This window comes from Aeromicrobium sp. 50.2.37, assembly GCF_024655735.1.
GTDB lineage: Bacteria > Actinomycetota > Actinomycetes > Propionibacteriales > Nocardioidaceae > Aeromicrobium.
Genome location: NZ_JANLGG010000003.1, coordinates 50,546 through 69,195, shown reverse-complemented (window position 1 = coordinate 69,195; position 18,650 = coordinate 50,546). Strand labels below are relative to the sequence as shown.

The 18,650-nt window shown below is 72.8% G+C and carries 18 protein-coding genes; all 18 read right to left on the bottom strand.

The annotated features are described in order from the left end of the window. Positions 1-54: 54 nt before the first annotated feature. The 18 genes from NUV38_RS02815 to NUV38_RS02730 all read right to left on the bottom strand — a co-directional run bounded on the left by NUV38_RS02815 (position 55) and on the right by NUV38_RS02730 (position 18,612). The gene (locus NUV38_RS02815; RefSeq protein WP_257727653.1) at positions 55-768 is read right to left on the bottom strand and encodes a YggS family pyridoxal phosphate-dependent enzyme; all 714 of its coding nucleotides are present in this window, start codon (positions 766-768) and stop codon (positions 55-57) included. Beyond that, positions 765-1,499 (bottom strand): polyphenol oxidase family protein, encoded by a 735-nt coding sequence (locus tag NUV38_RS02810; RefSeq protein WP_257727652.1) that lies wholly within the window; start codon positions 1,497-1,499, stop codon positions 765-767. Before NUV38_RS02810 ends, NUV38_RS02815 begins: the two co-directional genes overlap by 4 nt. 35 nt (positions 1,500-1,534) lie before the next feature. Continuing rightward, positions 1,535-2,704, bottom strand: coding sequence for a cell division protein FtsZ (gene ftsZ, locus NUV38_RS02805; RefSeq protein ID WP_257727651.1), 1,170 nt, complete (start codon positions 2,702-2,704; stop codon positions 1,535-1,537). A 197-nt stretch (positions 2,705-2,901) separates the two neighbouring features. Then, positions 2,902-3,627: a cell division protein FtsQ/DivIB gene (locus NUV38_RS02800; protein WP_257727650.1), complete on the bottom strand. Its 726-nt coding sequence runs from the start codon at positions 3,625-3,627 to the stop codon at positions 2,902-2,904. Continuing rightward, positions 3,624-5,060, bottom strand: coding sequence for a UDP-N-acetylmuramate--L-alanine ligase (murC, locus tag NUV38_RS02795; protein ID WP_257727649.1), 1,437 nt, complete (start codon positions 5,058-5,060; stop codon positions 3,624-3,626). Before murC ends, NUV38_RS02800 begins: the two co-directional genes overlap by 4 nt. After that, entirely contained in the window at positions 5,057-6,142 is a 1,086-nt protein-coding gene (murG, locus tag NUV38_RS02790) for an undecaprenyldiphospho-muramoylpentapeptide beta-N-acetylglucosaminyltransferase (protein ID WP_257727648.1), read from the bottom strand. Before murG ends, murC begins: the two co-directional genes overlap by 4 nt. 3 nt (positions 6,143-6,145) lie before the next feature. Further along, the gene (gene ftsW / locus NUV38_RS02785; protein ID WP_055965755.1) at positions 6,146-7,381 is read right to left on the bottom strand and encodes a putative lipid II flippase FtsW; all 1,236 of its coding nucleotides are present in this window, start codon (positions 7,379-7,381) and stop codon (positions 6,146-6,148) included. Positions 7,382-7,388: 7 nt separating this feature from the next. Next, positions 7,389-8,852 carry a UDP-N-acetylmuramoyl-L-alanine--D-glutamate ligase gene (gene murD / locus NUV38_RS02780; RefSeq protein WP_257727647.1) on the bottom strand — a complete coding sequence of 488 codons (1,464 nt, stop codon included), beginning with the start codon at positions 8,850-8,852 and terminating at the stop codon, positions 7,389-7,391. A 28-nt stretch (positions 8,853-8,880) separates the two neighbouring features. Continuing rightward, the gene (gene mraY, locus NUV38_RS02775) at positions 8,881-9,945 is read right to left on the bottom strand and encodes a phospho-N-acetylmuramoyl-pentapeptide-transferase (protein ID WP_055965751.1); all 1,065 of its coding nucleotides are present in this window, start codon (positions 9,943-9,945) and stop codon (positions 8,881-8,883) included. A 77-nt stretch (positions 9,946-10,022) separates the two neighbouring features. Then, the gene (murF, locus tag NUV38_RS02770) at positions 10,023-11,378 is read right to left on the bottom strand and encodes a UDP-N-acetylmuramoyl-tripeptide--D-alanyl-D-alanine ligase (RefSeq protein WP_257727646.1); all 1,356 of its coding nucleotides are present in this window, start codon (positions 11,376-11,378) and stop codon (positions 10,023-10,025) included. Then, positions 11,375-12,895, bottom strand: a complete 1,521-nt coding sequence (locus NUV38_RS02765; protein WP_257727645.1) for a UDP-N-acetylmuramoyl-L-alanyl-D-glutamate--2,6-diaminopimelate ligase — start codon at positions 12,893-12,895, stop codon at positions 11,375-11,377. Before NUV38_RS02765 ends, murF begins: the two co-directional genes overlap by 4 nt. Positions 12,896-13,132: 237 nt before the next feature. Next, entirely contained in the window at positions 13,133-14,896 is a 1,764-nt protein-coding gene (locus tag NUV38_RS02760) for a penicillin-binding protein 2 (RefSeq protein WP_257727644.1), read from the bottom strand. Further along, positions 14,893-15,318, bottom strand: a complete 426-nt coding sequence (locus NUV38_RS02755) for a hypothetical protein (protein WP_056555604.1) — start codon at positions 15,316-15,318, stop codon at positions 14,893-14,895. The genes NUV38_RS02760 and NUV38_RS02755 overlap by 4 nt, the downstream gene beginning before the upstream one ends. A gap of 34 nt (positions 15,319-15,352) precedes the next feature. Continuing rightward, positions 15,353-16,345, bottom strand: coding sequence for a 16S rRNA (cytosine(1402)-N(4))-methyltransferase RsmH (gene rsmH / locus NUV38_RS02750; protein ID WP_257727643.1), 993 nt, complete (start codon positions 16,343-16,345; stop codon positions 15,353-15,355). After that, positions 16,342-16,473, bottom strand: coding sequence for a hypothetical protein (locus NUV38_RS02745; RefSeq protein WP_255353829.1), 132 nt, complete (start codon positions 16,471-16,473; stop codon positions 16,342-16,344). Before NUV38_RS02745 ends, rsmH begins: the two co-directional genes overlap by 4 nt. Positions 16,474-16,637: 164 nt before the next feature. Beyond that, the gene (gene mraZ / locus NUV38_RS02740) at positions 16,638-17,087 is read right to left on the bottom strand and encodes a division/cell wall cluster transcriptional repressor MraZ (RefSeq protein ID WP_250246796.1); all 450 of its coding nucleotides are present in this window, start codon (positions 17,085-17,087) and stop codon (positions 16,638-16,640) included. 386 nt (positions 17,088-17,473) lie between these two features. Next, positions 17,474-17,857: a DUF3040 domain-containing protein gene (locus NUV38_RS02735; RefSeq protein ID WP_055965740.1), complete on the bottom strand. Its 384-nt coding sequence runs from the start codon at positions 17,855-17,857 to the stop codon at positions 17,474-17,476. Between the two features lie 23 nt (positions 17,858-17,880). Then, on the bottom strand, positions 17,881-18,612 hold the full coding sequence (locus tag NUV38_RS02730) for a methyltransferase domain-containing protein (protein ID WP_257727642.1): 732 nt from the start codon (positions 18,610-18,612) through the stop codon (positions 17,881-17,883). Positions 18,613-18,650: the final 38 nt, after the last annotated feature.

Here is an 18,650-nt window from a genome sequence, read left to right as displayed (position 1 = left end):
GTGAGGGTCGCCGGTGAGCGGGTGGTCGAAGTGTCGTGAACGACACTGGTGAGATTACCGGAGAGATGCCCTCTCCCCCAGGACCGCGCGCCCGATTCGCAGGTGTGTCGCGCCGGCGGCGACGGCGTCCTCGAAGTCGCCGCTCATGCCGGCCGAGACGACGTCCGCGCCCGGGTGGGTCGCGCGCACCGCGTCACCGAGCTCACGCAGCTGCTCGAACACCGGCCGCGGCTCCACACCGAGGGGCGCGACGGTCATGAGGCCACCCAGGTGCAACCGCGGCAGCTCCGCCACCAGGTCGGCCAGGGCCGGCACGTCGGCGGGCGCCGCGCCGGAGCGACCGGGGTCGGCGAGGTCGAAGTCGACCTGGAGCAGCACCTCGAGGTCACGCTCGGCCGCCTCGGCCCCACGGGACAGGGATCGGGCCAGCTTGGCCCGGTCGACGCTCTGCACCACGTCCGCGTAGCGCGCCACCGCCCCGGCCTTGTTGGTCTGCAGGCCCCCGACGAAGTGCAGGCGCGGCGCGGCGACTCCGTCGGCGAGGAGGTCGTCGAGCTCGGCCCGCTTGTCGCCGGCCTCGGGGTGACGGTTCTCCCCCACGTCGGTGACGCCGAGCTCGGCCAGCAGCGCGACGTCGGAGGCCGGGTAGGTCTTGGTGACCACGATCGTGGTCACGTCCGCCGACTCACGGCCGGCAGCGGCGCACGCGGCGTCGACCCGCTCGCGCACCTCGGCCAGGTTGGCGGCCAGCTCGTCGTGACGGCTCATGGCTGTCTCTCCTTCGTCCAGTGACGCAGGACGACGACGGCGCCCATGCGGCCCGCGGCCTCGCCCTGGCGGCGGTGGGACCAGAAGCGGTCGTCCTCGATCGTGCACACGTCGCGGCCGATGTCGTGCACGGTCACGCCGAGCGTCCGCAGCTGGGAGACCACGCCGGCTCCGACGTCGACCGCTGGTGTCCCCCACGACGTGGTGGACCGGGTGCCGGGCACGGCCGCCTCGACGGCGTCGGCCATCTCCTCCGGGAGCTCGTAGCAGCGTCCGCAGGCTCGGGGACCGACCCAGGCGTGGAGCTGGGACGGACGCTCGCCGAGGCCCAGCGCCTGGACCGCTGCGGGCACGACACCCCGCACGAGCCCCTCGCGCCCTGCGTGGACGACGGCGGCCCGGCGATCCACCTCGCCGACCAGGACGATCGGCGTGCAGTCGGCCACCCGCACCACCAGCGCGACGTCGGCGTCGCCCGTGACGAGCGCGTCGGCCGTGGGGGCCGGTGACGATGCCCCCGGCGACTCCCGCCGCACCGACACGACGTCGGCCCCGTGCACCTGGTGCATCGAAGCCACCTCGAGCCGCTCGGTCGCCTCCCCACCCCGGAGCGTCTCGGCCACCCGCCGACGGGTGGCGACGTGCTCGGGGTCGTCCGTGCGCCCCAAGTCGGTCGAGGCATCGGTGAAGCCGATCTCGGCCCACCCCAGGTCGTCGCGGTGGAAGAACACGTCCCCGACGGTAGCCGCGTGCCCCGACGCCCTGCTCAGCGCAGGAAGTCCGGGATGTCGAGGTCGTCGCCGTAGGGCACCTCGCGCGGCTCACGGGCCGGCACGGACCGGGGGTCGCCCGAGGGCACCGGGTCGGCCTGCGTGGACGCGGAGTACTTGCCGCCGGTGTAGGTCTCGGCCGTGGGCGGAGGCGTGGCGGCCTGCTCCTGGGCACCCTGCTCCTTGAGCAGCGCCGGCTGGGAGGAGTCGCGCGACTTCGGCTCGCCACCGTCGAACCCGGCCGCGATCACGGTCACCCGGACCTCGTCGCCCAGGGCGTCGTCGATGACGGCACCGAAGATGATGTTGGCCTCGGGGTCCACGGCGTCGGCGACGAGGCCGGCTGCCTCGTTGATCTCGAACAGGCCGAGGTCGGAGCCGCCGGCGATGGAGAGCAGGACCCCACGGGCCCCCTCGATCGACGCCTCGAGCAGCGGGCTGGAGACGGCCATCTCGGCGGCGACCGCCGCGCGCTGCTCACCGCGCGCCGAGCCGATGCCCATGAGGGCCGAGCCCGCGTCGGACATGACGGACTTGACGTCGGCGAAGTCGAGGTTGATCAGGCCCGGCGTGGTGATCAGGTCGGTGATGCCCGACACGCCCTGGTGCAGCACCTGGTCGGCCTGGCGGAACGAGTCCAGCAGGCTCACGTTGGGGTCGCTGATCGACAGCAGCCGGTCGTTCGGGATGACGATGAGGGTGTCGACCTCCTCGCGCAGCGCCTGGATGCCGGCATCGGCCTGCCCGGAGCGGTTGCGGCCCTCGAAGGTGAACGGGCGCGTGACGACGCCGATCGTCAGGGCACCGAGGGAGCGCGCGATGCGGGCGACGACCGGCGCACCGCCGGTTCCGGTGCCGCCGCCCTCGCCCGCGGTGACGAAGACCATGTCGGCGCCCTTGATGGCGGCCTCGATCTCCTCCGCGTGGTCCTCGGCGGCGCGCTTGCCGATCTCGGGGTTGGCGCCGGCGCCGAGCCCACGGGTCGAGTCACGGCCGACGTCGAGCTTCACGTCGGCGTCGCTCATGAGCAGGGCCTGCGCGTCGGTGTTGATCGCGATGAACTCGACGCCCTTGAGGCCGACCTCGATCATCCTGTTCACGGCGTTCACGCCGCCGCCGCCGATGCCGACGACCTTGATCACGGCGAGGTAGTTCTGGACCGCCATGTGCGATGCCTTTCAGGAGAGGTGAGCTGGCTCTGGGGCCGATGGGGTTCAAGTCTTAACGTCAACGACAGGGTTATAGTTATGTCAACCTGCTGTCTGACGCTCACGCTACGCGCGACCACGACGGCCACCCCGCAGACACGCCGCGTGTCGCCGGTTCGTTGCCGTGCGGTCTCCGCCGAGACCGACGGCTGGACCTACTGGCGCGTGGTCGGCTGCTCGGGCGCGCTCACGTCGTACCCGGTCGCGTCGATCCGCAGCAGCGCCTCGAGGACCCGGATCTTCTGCTCCGGCTTGGCTGCGCTCCCCCACGTGACGGTGCGGCCCTTGGTCAGGTCCAGCGTGACGGCGTCACGGCTCGGCGCGTCGACCGACTGCACAAGCTTCATGAGAGCGGGCGCGTCGGTCCTGAGCCGGGAGACGACCGACGCCGCCGCCACGAGCGCCAGCTGGCGCTGCCGTGGTTCGGTGGCGGTCGTGGCGACCTCCACCAGCTGCTTCGGCTCCTTCGACAGGGTCCGGAAGTCCACGCCGAACCGGTCGAGGGCCCGGACCTGGCCGTCGACGCTCGTCCAGGCCACCGCCGTCCGCTCGGTGACGACCACCGTGACGGTGCGCGGCCAGCTGCGCTCGACCTCGACGTGCTCGACGCGCTCGAGCCGGGCCACGCGGGCCGCGGCCGCCGACGTGTCGACCCGCGCGAGCGGAGTGCCGCGGGTCAGGGCGGCCGCGGTGCGCACCTGGTCGGGCTTCAAGGTGCTGAGTCCCTCCACCTGCACCGTGCGGACACCGAGCACGTCCGAGAACCAGATCACCCACACGAGACCGACGACCGCGGCGACGCCGAGCACGCCCCCCAGCCAGCGCAGCAGGCGCCGACGGCGGTCCTGTCGTCGCCGGAGGGCGAACCGTTCCTCGCTCATGCTCCCGGCGCCTCGCGGGTCCGTAGACCCTCGAGGATGCGCGGTCCGACCGTGGTGACGTCGCCGGCCCCGAGGGTGAGCACGAGGTCGCCGTCGCCCAGCTCGGGCAGGAGCGCCACGTGCACCGACTCGACCGGTCCACCGGCCGACGCCGGCGGTCCGTGGACGGCGTCGACCACGAGCGCGGCCGTGACAGCAGGATCGGGATCCTCCCGCGCGAGGTACAGGTCGGCCACCACCACGCGATCGGCGGACGAGAGGGCCTGCCCCATCTCCGCGCCGTAGCGACGGGTGCGGCTGACCAGGTGCGGCTGGTAGACGACGACGAGGCGGCCGTCCCCGGCGAGCGACCTGGCGGCCGCCAGGTCGGCACGGATCTCGGTGGGATGGTGCGCGTACGAGTCGTAGACCGTGACGCCGTCGACGGCGCCGAGGCGCTCCATGCGGCGTCGGGCTCCCCCGTACGTGGCCAGGCCGGCCACGAGGGCGTCGGGAGGGTGTCCGAGACGCAGCCCGACGGCCAGGGCCAGCAGGGCGTCCTGGGCGTAGTGCGCACCAGGCACGGCCAGCTGCACCGGAAGGCCGGACAGGCCCATGCCGTCGACGAGGAAGGTGGTGGCGCCGTCCACGACACGGACGTCGCGGGCCCGGAGGTCGTGGTCGGGGTGGTCGAGGTCCCGCGTCGGGTCGATGCCCGTGGTCACCACGTCGAGGCCACGAGCCCGCCCGACCGCGACGAGGGCCGCCGCACCGGGGTCGTCGGAGCTGACGACGAGCAGCTCAGCGACGGTGCCGACGAACTCGTCGAAGGCGGCCGCGTACGCCTCCTCGGTGCCCCAGACGTCCAGGTGGTCGGCGTCGACGTTGGTGACGACGGCCACGGCGGGCTCGTAGTGCAGGAAGGCCCCGTCGCTCTCGTCGGCCTCGGCGACGAGGAGGTGGCCCGCGCCGAGCCGGGCGTTCGTGCCGAGGCTCGCGACCTCCGCACCGATCGCGAAGGACGGCTCCGCGCCCGCGCCCACCAGGGCGCACGTGAGCATCGCGGTGGTGGTGGTCTTGCCATGGGTGCCCGCCACGGCGACGGTCCGTCGGCCGGACATCACCGAGCGCAGCCCGGCCGACCGGGGCCAGAGGCGCGCGCCGGCCGCGCGGGCAGCGACGACCTCGGGATTGTCCTCGCGGACCGCGGTCGAGACGATCACGGTGTCGACACCCGCCACGTGCTCGGCCGCGTGACCGACGTGCACGGTGATGCCCTCGGACCGCAGAGCCCGGACGACGTCGGTGTCGGCGGCGTCGCTGCCGCTGACCGACACTCCCTGCTGCGCCATGAGCCGGGCGATCGCCGACAGTCCGGCGCCGCCGATGCCGACGAGGTGCACGCGGCCCAGCTGGTCGGGTCCGGGCACGGCGTCGGGGAAGGGGACCTTCATCGGCCCAGCTGCCGTCCGGCGGCGGCGACCACCATGCGGGCGAGACGGACGTCGGCGTCGCGCGGCACGAGGTCGCGCGCGGCCGCCGACATCGCGGCCAGGCGCTCCGTGTCCTGCACGAGCGGGACGACCACGTGGTCGACCCACGACGGCGTCATGGCCTCGTCGTCGATCAGCAGCCCGCCGCCGGCCTGGACCACGGGATGGGCGTTGAGCGCCTGCTCGCCGTTGCCGATCGGCAGCGGGACGAAGGCCGCAGGGAGGCCCACGGCCGCGACCTCGGTGACCGTGTTGGCGCCCGCGCGGCACACCACGAGGTCGGCCGCGGCGTAGGCGAGGTCGATCCGGTCGATGTACTGCTCCACCACGTAGGGCGGCGCGCCCTCCGGACGGTCGAGCACCACCTCGTCGGGACGACCGGCGGCGTGCAGCACCTGGATGCCGGCCTCTGCGAGGTCACGCGCAGCCCCGCTGACCGCGTGGTTGATGCGTCGGGCACCCTGCGAGCCGCCCGTGACGAGGAGCGTCGGACGGTCCGGGTCGAGCCCGAAGTGCGCTCGGCCCTCCGCCCGCGAGGCCGCACGGTCGAGCCCGGAGATCTGGCGCCGGATCGGCAGGCCGACGTAGCGCCCGTGCCGCAGCGGCGTGTCGGGGAAGCTGGTGGCCACGTGGGTCGTGAAGCGCGCCCCGAGCCGGTTGGCGATGCCGGGCTTGGCGTTGCCCTCGTGCACCACCAGCGGGATGCGCATCCGCCGGGCGACGAGGTAGGCGGGCACCGACACGTAGCCGCCGAACCCCACGACCACGTGCGGCTTGACGCGCTCGAAGACCTCCTGCGTCTGGGCGACGGCGGCGCGCAGACGGCCGGGCACCCGGAGCATGGCCATCCCGGGACGTCGCGGCAGCGGCACCGGGGGCACCAGCTCGAGCGGGAACCCGGCCTCCGGGATGAGCGTGGTCTCCAGGCCACGGGGGGTGCCGAGGCAGGTGACCTCCACCCCCTCGTCGCGCAGGACGGCCGCCGTGGCGAGCAGGGGCGAGGTGTGGCCGGCGGTGCCACCGCCGGCGAGCAGGGCTCGCACCGCTCATCGCCTCCTGGCAGCGTTGCGTCGGGCGCGACGGGCCTTGCTGGCGGCGAGGGCGCGCTTGGCTCCCGGCTCCGTCGTGGCACAGCTCAGCAGGACGCCGCAGCCCACGAGCGTGACCAGCACGCTCGAGCCGCCGTAGGAGAGCAGCGGCAGCGGGATGCCGATGACCGGGAGCAGGCCCAGCACCATGGCGATGTTGATCATGGCCTGGGCGGTGATCCAGACGGTGATGCCGGCCGCGGCGTAGCGCGCGAAGGGGTCGCGGCTGCGCGTGGCGATCCGCACGCCCGCGACGGCGAGCAGCACGAACAGCACGAGGACGACGAGGCTGCCCAGCAGGCCGAGCTCCTCGCCGACGACGGCGAGGATGAAGTCGGTGTGCGCCTCCGGCAGGGAGCCCCACTTCTGCCGGCTGCCACCGAGGCCGACGCCGCCGAAGCCGCCCCGCGCGAACCCCATCATGGCGTGGACGGCCTGGTAGCCGTCCTTGTCCGGGTCGGCGAGCGGGTTGAGGAAGCTCAGCATGCGCGCCACGCGGTGCGGCGCGGTGGCGACGAAGAACACGCACAGGACGCCGACGAACGCCACGATGGCGCCGAGGTAGCGCCCCGGCAGCCCGGCGACCCAGAGCATGCCGACGATGACGGCGAACAGGACGAGCGCCGTCCCGAGGTCGTTCTGCGCCACGACGAGCGCGGCACACGCCCCGGCGACGATGAGCATGGGCAGCAGGATCAGGCGCGGCGTGTCCAGGTGCTTCTGCCGGCGCGCGTAGTGGTCGGCGATCCAGAGCACGAGCGCGAGCTTGAGGAACTCCGACGGCTGCAGCCGGAAGCCCGCGGCCACCGGGATCCAGTTGGTGTTGCCGTTCACCTCCACGCCCACGCCCGGGATGAACGTGGCGAGCGTCAGGCCGATGGACACGACGAGCCCCGGCAGGATGAGCTTGCGCAGGGTCGCGAGCGGCAGCCGGGTCACGAGGTAGGCACCGACCAGGCCGACGACGGCCAGCACCAGCTGACGCTGGACGATCGCGAAGGAGTTGCCGTACACCTGCAGCGACAGCACGGAGCTCGCGCTGAGCACCATGATCAGGCCGAGCCCGAGCAGCAGGGCCGTGGTCCCGAGCACCAGCTGGTACGACGCGAGGGGCCGGTCGAGCAGGCGCTGGGCACCGCTCATCGGGCCTCCGGCGCCTGCGCCGGGAGCGGGGCGGCGATCGGTCGTGCTCATCGGCCGCTCACCCCGTCGGGAGCCGTCGCACCGACGCGGCGAACGCATCGCCTCGGGCGGCGTAGTCGCGGAACTGGTCCATGGACGCGCATCCGGGGGCCAGCAGCACCGAGTCACCGGGCCGGGCCATGGCTGCAGCAGCCGCGACGACGTCGTCCATGAGCTCATCCTCCCCGGCCAGGACCTCCGTCACGGGCACATCCGGCGCGTGTCGGGCCAGCGCCTCGGCGACGACCGCACGGTCGGCACCGATGAGCACCACGCCGCGCAGCCGACCGGCGACGGCCTCGACGAGGTCGTCGAAGCGCGCACCCTTCGCCAGTCCCCCGGCGATCCAGACGGCCGACGGGACCCCCCGCAGCGACGCGAGCGCGGCGTGCGGGTTGGTCGCCTTGGAGTCGTCGACGTAGCGGACGCCGCCGATCTCGGCCACCAGCTCGGAGCGGTGGGGCCCGGGCCGGAAGTCACGCAGCCCGTCGCGCACGGCACGGGGCTCGACCCCGTGGGCGCGGGCCAGGGCGGCCGCGGCGAGGGCGTTGGCCACGGTGTGGGGCGCGTCGTCGGGCAGGTCGCTCACCGATCCCAGCTCGGCGGCACTGGTGTGACGGTCGGGCGCGAAGGCACGGTCGGCGAGCAGGCCGTCGACCACGCCGAGCATGCCGGGAGCGGGGACCCCGAGCGTGAACCCGATGGCGCGGGCGCCGTCCTGCACGTCGGCGTCGCGGACCAGCTGCTCGGTGGTGGGGTCCTCCACCGCGTACACGCACGCCTTCTCGACGTGCTCGTAGACGCGCCCCTTGGCGCGGGCGTACTCGTCGAGCGAGCCGTGCCAGTCGAGGTGGTCGTCGGCGACGTTGAGCACGGCGGCTGCCTCGGCCGCGATCGAGTCGCTCCAGTGCAGCTGGAAGCTCGACAGCTCGACCGCCAGCACGTCGAGCGGCTCGGGGTCCATGACCGCCTCGAGCACCGGGCGGCCGACGTTCCCGACCGCGGCGCTGCGCAGGCCCGCAGCACGCAGGATGGAGTCCAGCATCTGCACCGTGGTGGTCTTGCCGTTGGTCCCGGTGACGCAGAGCCAGGGCGGCGCGTCGGCGGCCCGCAGCCGCCAGGCCAGCTCGACCTCGCCCCACACCGGGAGCCCACGGTCGGCGGCCGCCTGCAGGACCGGCGCCTCCGGACGCCAGCCGGGCGAGGTGACGACCAGGTCGACGTCGTCGGGCAGCTCGGTCGTGCTGCCGGCACGCAGTCGCAGGTCGACCCCCAGCGTGTCCAGCAACGTGGCCCTCTCCTCGTGGGCCGAGCCCGGGGCGGGCGTGCTCTCGTCGAGCACGACCACGTGGGCCCCGAGGTGCTGCAGGGTGTCGGCGGCGGCGAACCCGCTCACGCCGAAGCCGGTGACCACCGCGCGTACGGCGGACCAGTCGTCGTCGCGGCCGAGGGACCCGACGTCGGGACGCTCCGCGGCGCTCATGCGACCACGTCCGTGGTGGGTGCCGCGCTCACAGGCGGGCGAGCCATTCCCAGTAAAAGACGCCGAGCCCGGCCGCGACGCAGAGGCCGCTGATGATCCAGAAGCGCACCACGATGGTGATCTCGGCCCAGCCGAGCAGCTCGAAGTGGTGCTGCAGCGGTGCCATGCGGAAGATCCGCTTGCCGCCGGTGGCCTTGAAGTAGGCCACCTGCAGGATGACCGACGCGGTGATGGCGACGAACAGACCGCCGATGATGACGAGCAGCAGCTCGGTGCGGGTCATGAGGGCGAAGCCGGCCATCGCGCCGCCGAGCGACAGCGAGCCGGTGTCGCCCATGAAGATCTTGGCCGGGGAGGCGTTCCACCACAGGAAGCCGAAGCAGGCGCCCGTGATGGCGGCCGCCACGACGGCGAGGTCGAGGGGGTCCCGCACCTCGTAGCAGCCGAGGACGTCCTCCGTCGCGCAGCTCTGGTTGTACTGCCAGACGTTGATGATGATGAAGGCGCCGAAGACCATGACGGAGGCACCGGTCGCGAGACCGTCGAGACCGTCGGTCAGGTTCACGCCGTTGCTCGCCCCGGCGATCATGAGCAGCACCCACACGACGAGCAGCACGGTGGGCAGCTGGGTCCCCGGGATGTCCCGCGTGAACGAGATGGCGTGCGAGATGGGGGTGCGACCGTTCTCGTCCTCCCAGCCGATGGCGAGGATCGCGAAGACCAGGCCCACGAGCACCTGGCCGATCATCTTGGCCTTGCTGCGCAGCCCGAGGCTGCGCTGCTTGGAGATCTTGATGTAGTCGTCGAGGAAGCCGATGAGGCCGAGTCCGGCGAAGAGGAACAGCAGCAGGATCGCCGATGCGCTGGGGGCGTAGCCGGTCACGAGCTTCGCGACGGCGTAGGCCACGAGCGACGCGAGGATGATCACCGTGCCGCCCATCGTGGGCGTGCCGCGCTTCACGTGGTGCGACGTCGGACCGTCGTCGCGGATCAGCTGGCCGTAGCCCTTCTTGACGAGCACCCGGATGGCCACACGGGTGCCCAGGAGGGTGCCGACGAGGGCGAGGGCTGCAGCGATCAGGACGGCGAGCATGGGGGCGGGATCCTCTCGGCGGTTCTGGGGGGGTGGGGGGACGTGGGCTGGCTCAGGGTCGTGCACGAGTATGCCGGTCAGGCGTCGAGGAGTCCTGCCGTGACGCGCTCGAGGCGCGCTCCCCTCGATGCTTTCACGAGCACGACGTCTCCCGGCTCGAGCCACGCGCGGAGTGTGGTCAGCGCCACGTCGACGTCGGGCACCTCGAGGGCGAGGGCCCCGGCACCCTCGGCGACGCCGCGCGCCCCAGGACCGACCGCGAGCACGAGGTCGAGGCCCGCGTCGACCGCCGCTCGGCCGACCTCGACGTGCCTGAGGTGGGCCTCGGCGCCGAGCTCGAGCATCTCCCCCAGGACCGCGACCCTGCGCGTGGCGTCGATGGTCCGCAACGTCTCGACCGCGGCGACCACCGACTCGGGGTTGGCGTTGTAGGAGTCGTCGAGCACGACGACGCCGTCGGACCGCTCGAGCCGCTGGAGCCGCTGAGCGCTGGCGGAGCGGTAGTCCGAGAGCGCCTGCGCGTCGACCCGTTGGTCGAGGGCAGCGGCGACCGCGACGGCCGCCGCGAGGTTGAGCCCCTGGTGGGCACCGGGCAGGGGCACGCGCGTCGTCCAGCGTCGGCCTGCCTGTGCGAGCGTCACGTCGGGCTCGCCCCGCCCGTCGACGTGGACGTCGTCCAGGCGCACGTCGTCGGGGCCGTCGGCCGTCCGGCCGAACCGCACCACGGAGGCACCGGCCGGCACGCGGGCCGCCATGGCGGCGACTCGTGCGTCGTCGGCGTTGAGCACCGCCACGCCGCCGGGCTGCAGACCCTCCACGATCTCGCCCTTGGCCACGGCGATGTTGTCGACCGACCCGAACTCGCCCACGTGCGCGCTGCCGACGTTCAGCACCACCGACACGTCCGGGGGCGCGATGCGGCACAGCCGGGCGACGTGCCCGATCCCACGGGCGCCCATCTCGACCACCAGGTAGCGGGTGTCGCGCCCGGCCCGCAGGACCGTGATCGGGACACCGAGCTCGTTGTTGTAGTTGCCGGCCGTGGCCACGGTCGGGCCCGCGGCCCCCAGCAGGTGGGCGACGAGGTCCTTCACGCTGGTCTTGCCCTGCGAGCCGGTGATCGCGACGACCTCGGCGTCGATCTCGTCGGCCACGTGGCGTGCCAGACGTCCGAGCGCGACCGTGACGTCCTCGACGACGACCGTCGGCGCCTCGACCGGTCGGGACCCGAGGACCGCGACCGCTCCCCCGTCGAGCGCGGACTGCACGAAGTCGTGGCCGTCGACGTGCTCACCGGCCAGGGCGACGAAGAGGCCGCCGCCCTCGACCGCGCGCGAGTCAAGGGTGGCGGGGCCGGTGACCACGACGTCGCCGTCGCCGTGCACGACGCCGTCGACGACCTGGGCCACCGCGGAGAGGCTCATCGGGATCATGCGTGCTCCTCGATGAGGGCACGCAGCACGTCCCGGTCGTCGAACGGGTGGACCACGTCGCCGACCTCCTGGCCCTGCTCGTGTCCCTTGCCCGCCACCACGACGGTGTCGCCGAGCTCGGCGACGGACACGGCGTGCGCGATCGCGTCGCGACGTCCCGGGACCTCGACGACCGTGGCAGCGCCGCCGGAGGCTCCGGAGAGCACGGCACGGCGGATCGCGGCAGGGTCCTCGGTGCGGGGGTTGTCGTCGGTGACCACCACGAGATCGGCGTAGCGGGCCGCGACCTCGCCCATGAGCGGACGCTTGCCGTGGTCGCGGTCGCCGCCGGCGCCGATCACGACGACGAGCCGGCCTGCGGTGACCGGGCGAAGGGCCGTCAGGACCGCCTCGACGGCGTCGGGCTTGTGCGCGTAGTCGACGACGGCCGTGAAGGTCTGCCCGGCCTCGACCCGCTCCATGCGGCCAGGGACGCCCCGGCTGGTCTCGATGCCGGCGGCGAGCGCGACGGGGTCGTGACCCACTGTCGCGAGGGAGGAGATGACCGCCAGGGCGTTCGCCACGTTGAACACGCCGGGCAGGGGGACGTGCAGCTCCAGCTCCAGGCCGTCGGGGCCGAGGACCTCCAGGTCCGTCCCGAGGCGGTGCGGGCGCACGTTGGCCGCGCGCCAGTCGGCGACCCGCCCCTCCGTCGAGAAGGTCGTGACCGGCAGGGAGGTCAGCTCGACGAGGCGTCGGCCGTGCTCGTCGTCGACGTTCACGACGGCGCGCCGGGCGTGCTCGGGGGTGAACAGGCTCGCCTTGGCGGCGAAGTACTCCTCGAGGTCGCGGTGGAAGTCGAGGTGGTCGCGTCCGAGGTTGAGGAACGTGGCGACGTCGAAGGCGAAGCCGTCGACGCGACCCTGCACGAGGGCGTGGCTGGAGACCTCCATCGCGCACAGCTCGACCTGCTCCTCGCGCATGACCGCGAAGAGGGCCTGGAGGTCCGGTGCCTCGGGTGTCGTCAGCGCCGAGTCGGCCGCGATCCCCCGCACCCGGGTCCCGATGGTGCCGACGACCGCGCTGCGGGCGGCGCCGACGGCCGACTCGGCCAGGTAGGTGCTGGTGGTCTTGCCCTGGGTGCCGGTGATGCCGAGGGTCGTGAAGGCCGTGGTCGGGTGGTCGTGGAACCAGGTGCTGAGCTCGGCCAGTCGTGACCGGGGTCCGTCCACGACGATCGTGGGCAGCGTGGGGAGGCGGGACGCGCCCTCGGCGTCGGTCAGGACGGCGACGGCACCTGCCGCCTCGGCGGCGTCGACGAAGTCGGCCCCGTGCACACGGCCGCCGGGCAGGGCCGCATAGAGGTCCCCGGGGCGCACCGTGCGCGTGCTGAGCGTGATGCCCGTGACCGACGTGGCGTCGGCGGGAGCCCCCGGTGCCGGCACGCCGAGGTGGTCGGCCACGTCCGCGAGGGTGCGCGCCCCGACCTCCCTGGGCCGGGTCCGCATCGTCGCCGTGGAGCCGTCGGAGTCCGTCACGATGCCAACGTAGCGACTCTCCGCCATCTCCTCACCCCGCCCCGGAACCCGTTCCACCCCCACCATGCGATACCCCCCGCGAACCCAGCACCGACAGCAACCGATCGCCAGAAAGCAGTAGACCCACCTCCAACGGCAAGCGAGCGCCAGCGAGCGAAGCCGAGGCGGGCAGCGGTGACCGAGCGCCAGCGAGGGAGCCGCGACCGAGCACGAGGAGGAACGACGAGTGCGCCCCGCCTACCATTCCTGCTCGACCTTCGGGCTCTTCGACCCGGTGGGCGTGACGCCGAAGCGCTCGAGCGCCATCGACATGATGTCGTGGAAGACCGGGGCGGCGGTGGAGCCACCACCGGCGTTGCTGAAGGGCTTGTCGAGGACGACGTAGGTGACGAACCGGGGCTCGTCGGCCGGGGCGAAGCCGATGAAGGAGACGGTGTTCTGCCCGCGCACGTAGCGTCCCGTGACCGGGTTGACACGCCAGGCGGTACCGGTCTTGCCTGCGACGCGGTAGCCGGGAATCTGGGCGGCGGGGGCGGTGCCGTCGTCGGCCGTGACCGCCTCCATCATGCGGGTGACCTGGGCGGCGGCCTTCTTGGAGACCACGCGCCGGGTGGGCGTCTCCCGCGTCTTCGTCGTGGCACCCTCCTGGTCCACGTACCCGCTGACGACCGAGGGGTCGACCATGACGCCTCCGTTGGCGATGGCGCCGACCGCTCGCACCACCTGCAGCGCGGTGACCGAGATGCCCTGGCCGAACGAGATCGTGGCGTGGTTGGCCTTGGTCCACTCGGCGGCCGGCTTGAGGATGCCCTTGGACTCGCCCGGCAGCTCCACGCCGGAGCCGACGCCGAAGCCGAACTTCCGGAAGTAGTCGTGCATGGTCTGGTTGTTCATCTGCTGGGCCGCGACGATCGTGCCGAGGTTGGAGGACTTCGCGATGACGCCGGCCGCGGTCAGGTTGATCGTGCCGTGCTTCCAGTAGTCACCGATGGGGTACTTGTCGATCGTCATGCTGCCGGGGACCTTGATCTGGGTCTCGGGCGTGATCTTGCCCTGGTCGGCCAGCGCCGCCATGGTGACGGTCTTCAGCACCGAGCCCGGCTCGTACACGGTCTGGACGAAGCGCGAGACGGTGTTCCCGTCGTTGCGGGTCGAGGGCGTCTCGGGGTCGAAGGTCGGCGCCTGGGAGAGCTGGACGACCTGTCCGGTGCGCACGTCCATGGTGATGGCGAGCCCCCAGTCCGAGCTCGACGAGCGCACGGCGTCCGCCAGCCGCTGGTCGGCGTACCACTGCAGGTCCCGGTCGATCGTGGTCTTGACGTCCTGGCCGGGCTCCATCTCGACGACGGTGCTGTCGGCCATGGGGATGCGCTGACCGCTCGGTGACACCTCGTAGGTGGCCGAGCCGTCCTTGCCGGTGAGCAGGTCGTCGTACTGCCGCTCGATGCCCTGGACGCCGACGGGCTTGTCGGACTCCTTGGTCTGGCTCATGTAGCCGACGAGGTTGGCGGCCAGCTTCCCTCCGGGGTAGCTGCGCAGCGTCACGCTCTCGCCGAACACGCCGGTCAGTCCGGCCTTGCGGACGGCCTTCAACGCCTTGTCGGCCTTGGCTGCGGGCAGGTTCTTCTCGAGGACCACGTACTGGGTCTTCGGGGTGCGCAGCTTCTCGATCGTCTCGAAGTAGTCGATCCGGTCCTCGCCGAGCGAGGTCACGAGGATGCGGGCGATCTTGGGCGCCTTGTCCGCCGTCATCGTCGGGTCCGCGGTCAGGGTCAGACCGTCCACGCTCGTGGCGATCACCTCGCCGTTGCGGTCGAGGATGTCGCCGCGCGGGGCCGGGATGGTCGTCGTTTGCGTCCCGGCCTGGCGCGCCATGGCCGCGTAGGCCTGGGCGTCGAGCCCCTGGATCCAGAACAGCCGGACGCCGAAGAGGCAGAACAGCGTCACCACCAGGACGAGGCTGATGCGCAGCCGGGAGCGGGTCAGTCGTTGGCGCTTCATCGGTCCACCCTCGTCACGTTGCTGCGCGGTTCCGCCGGCTCCGGGTCACCGATGACCTCGCCGTCGCTGGGTCGCAGGAAGGCCGGGTTGGCGTTGGGCACCATCCCGAGACGGATCGCTCGCTCGGCGAGCGCAGCCGGCGCCTGGAGGCGGTCGACCTCGCGGCGCAGCTCCTGCTGCTGGACGCCCAGGGCGTCGGCTCGGGTCGACAGTCGGGCGATCTCGAAGGCCTGGGCCTGCAGGACCGTGCTCAGCAGGATCAGACCCACGAGTCCGGCACCCAGCACCGTCAGCACGACGACCACGAAGGGGGCCCGGCTCGCGCGGCTGCGCACGGGCGCGACGAGACGCAGCGGCAGGCTCGTGGGTCGAGCCTGCCGGGTGGTCCTCTGGCGCGGACGTGCCGCGTGCATCGTGCTCATGCCGTTCCCTCCCCCTTCGCCACGTCGTGTCCTCTCATGCCGCGGTCCGTTCCACGGCCCGCAGCCGCACCGAGCGGGCGCGCGGGTTCTCCGCGGACTCCGCGTCGCTCGCCTGCTCGGCACCCCGTGTGAGCTGACGGAACCGCGGCTCCAGCTCGGCGGGGACCACGGGCAGGCCGTGCGGGACCTTGAGGGTGGTGACCTCGGCCAGGGCCCGCTTGGTGATGCGGTCCTCGAGGGAGTGGTAGGCCAGCACGACGACCCGGCCACCGACGGTGAGCGCGTCGAGGGCGGCCGGCAGGGCCCGGGCGTAGACCGCGAGCTCGTCGTTGACCTCGATGCGCAGCGCCTGGAAGGTGCGCTTGGCGGGGTGGCCGCCGGTGCGCCGCGCCGCGGCGGGGATGCTGTCGCGGACGAGGTCGACCAGGCGGGCGCTTCGCGTGAACGGCTCGGTGTCCCGGGCGGCGACGACGGCCTCGGCGATGCGCTTGGCGAACTTCTCCTCGCCGTGGACCCTCAGCACGCGGGCGAGCCGGTCCGCGGGATAGGTGTTCAGGATGTCGGCGGCCGTCATGCCCACGCCCGGCGTCATCCGCATGTCGAGGGGGGCGTCCTGCGCGTAGGCGAAGCCGCGATCGGCGAGGTCGAGCTGCATCGACGAGACGCCGAGGTCGAAGAGCACGCCGTCGACGTGGCGCAGGCCGGCGTCGGCGAGCACCTCGGGCAGCTCGTCGTACACCGCGTGCGCGTAGGTGACCCGGTCCTCGAACTCCGCGAGGCGGGCGCGAGCGCGGCTGAGCGCCTCGGTGTCGCGGTCGACCCCGACGACCCGCAGGTGCTCGAAGCGGCGCAGCATCGCCTCGGTGTGCCCGCCGAGGCCCAGCGTCGCGTCGACGACGACCGGGGTCCGTCCGCCCGAGCCCGTCGTGGCGTCCGACTCGATGGCCGGGGCCAGCAGGTCGAGCACGCGGTCGAGCAGGACGGGGACGTGGCGGGCGTCAGGCCCGCCGGGCTCCTCGGTCGTCACGAGGCGCCTGCCGTCAGCGCGACCACGACGCCCAGCACCACGGCGATCGCCACGGACACGCCGGCGGAGAAGGCCATGAGCACAGCAGCGTCGGCGACCTCGTGGCGGACACGGCGTCGTTGGTTCATGGCACCTCCTCGGGCGCTCGAGGGTCGGGGTGTGGCGGGGTGGTCGTGCTGGACGTGGAGCGGGGTGGTGGAGACCGTGTGGCCTGATCCCCGTCCGTACGGCTCTGGCACCGGGGAAGTGATGCCAGGACCGGACAGCCGGAGGTCGGACCCTGCGGGCGTGGTCAGAAGATGCCGGGCATCACCTCGTCGGACATGTCGGAGAACTGCTCCTCCTGCGACGAGGAGTACTCGTCCCAGCGGCGGGCGTCCCAGATCTCGAGGCGGTCCATGGCCCCGACCACCGCGACGTCGCGCTCGAGCCCGGCCCAGCTGCGGAGCACCGGCGGGATGGAGATGCGTCCCTGCTTGTCCGGCACCTCCGAGGAGGCCCCGGAGTAGAGCATGCGCACGAAGTTGCGTGCCTCGCGGTTCGTGAACGGCGTCTCGCGGATGCGGTCGGTGAACGCGCTGAACGAGTCGGTCGTCCAGCCGTAGATGCAGTTCTCCTGCCCGCGGGTCAGCACGATGCCGCCCTCGAGCCGGGGGCGGAACTTGGCGGGCAGGAACAGGCGGGACTTGTCGTCCAGACGCGGCGTGTAGGTGCCGAAGAAGTTGTTCGCATCGATGCCCACCTCCTTCCACCTCGCCCTCTGCGACGTGCCCCGTGGTGCGACCACCGCGCCACGAACGCTCCATTTCGCACCACAGTACCCCACACTCCACCACCGTCAAGCCGATTCGCCTGGTTTCGCGGCACCTTTCCGCCCGCCCTCTCCCCCGGCGCCAGGACGGTCCTACGCCGGGATTGCAGCGCTGGACCCGGAAGCACACCGGCCCGGGGCGCGTGGTGGAGCGTGGTGGAGCGACCTCGGCCCTCACCGAGGGCGCACGGGCCCCGACGCCCGCTCGAGGACGCACGAGACCCCGCACGCACGACGACGCCGGGCCCCGCGTGTGCGGGACCCGGCGTCGGGTGTGGTGCGAGAGCCGGCGACTCAGCGTCGCGGGCTCGGGTGGGTCAGAGGTCGTCGCCCTCCTGGCGACGCTGCCAGCGCTCCTCCATGCGGTCGACGAACGACCCGGAGGGCTTGGGCGAGGACGGGCGCGAGGGAGCGGCGTCGGGCGACGCGGCCAGACCGTGGCGCCAGGCCGTGACGAAGAAGTAGGCGCCGACCAGCATCACGAGGAACCCGGCGACACCGAGCCACGTGGTGGCGGTGACCGCACCGGCGAACATGACGCCCAGGCCCACCAGGAAGCCGAGTCCCGCCAGGACGGCGATCTTGCGGTTGCGCGCCGCCTGCTTGGACCCGCGCAACGTCGAGGCGAAGTCGGGATCCTCGGCCGCAAGGGACTGCTCGAGCTGCTGGAGCAGGCGGGCTTCTTCGTCGGAGAGTGGCACGGGGGCCTCCTGGTCAGGTGGAACTACGTCAAGTCTAGGCGGGCGATGGTGTGCAGACCACCCGAGATCGCTGAGAACTCGCTGGACGACCGGACGAGTCGCTCGAGAGCGTACAGCCGCTCCCGCGCGCCGGGCTCCGTGTCGACCACCGCACTGGGCACGAGGTCGGCGAAGGTCCGCAGTCCCGACACGGAGGAAAGGGCGAACCCGGCTCCCTCCAGCTCGGCGGCGAGCTCGCTCTCGACGTACCGCCGAGGCCCCTGGGCGCGGAGGTCCCAGGTCGGCGCCGTCGAGCCGTGGATCGTGGCGGCACCGTCGAAGTCACCGGTGATCGCGCGGGCGAGCACCGCTGCCGGCCGGCCGGCCACGACCACGCTCACCACGCCCGACGGGCGCAGGACGCCGGCGACCGCGGCCAGGGCCTCGGCGGGATCGTCGACGTACTCGAGCACGCCGTGCAGGACCGCGAGGTCGGTGGAGGCGGCAGCGACGTGCTCGCCCAGGTCGGAGGTGTCGGCCAGGACGCCGACCACGTGGTCCTGGACGCCGGCCTCGGCGGCCCGACGACCGAGGGACGCCAGGGCGTCGGGGCTGGGGTCCACGACGGTCACCCGGTGGCCCAGCGCCGCCAGGCGGACGGCGTCACCGCCGGTTCCTCCCCCGACGTCGAGCACGTCGAAGGGGCCCTCCCCCGGCACGGCCGCGATCGCGTCGAGGACCGCCTGCCACATGATCTCCTGACGCACCGGACGCATGGCGCCACTGTGTCACAGCGCCTCGGTCCGCACCGAGG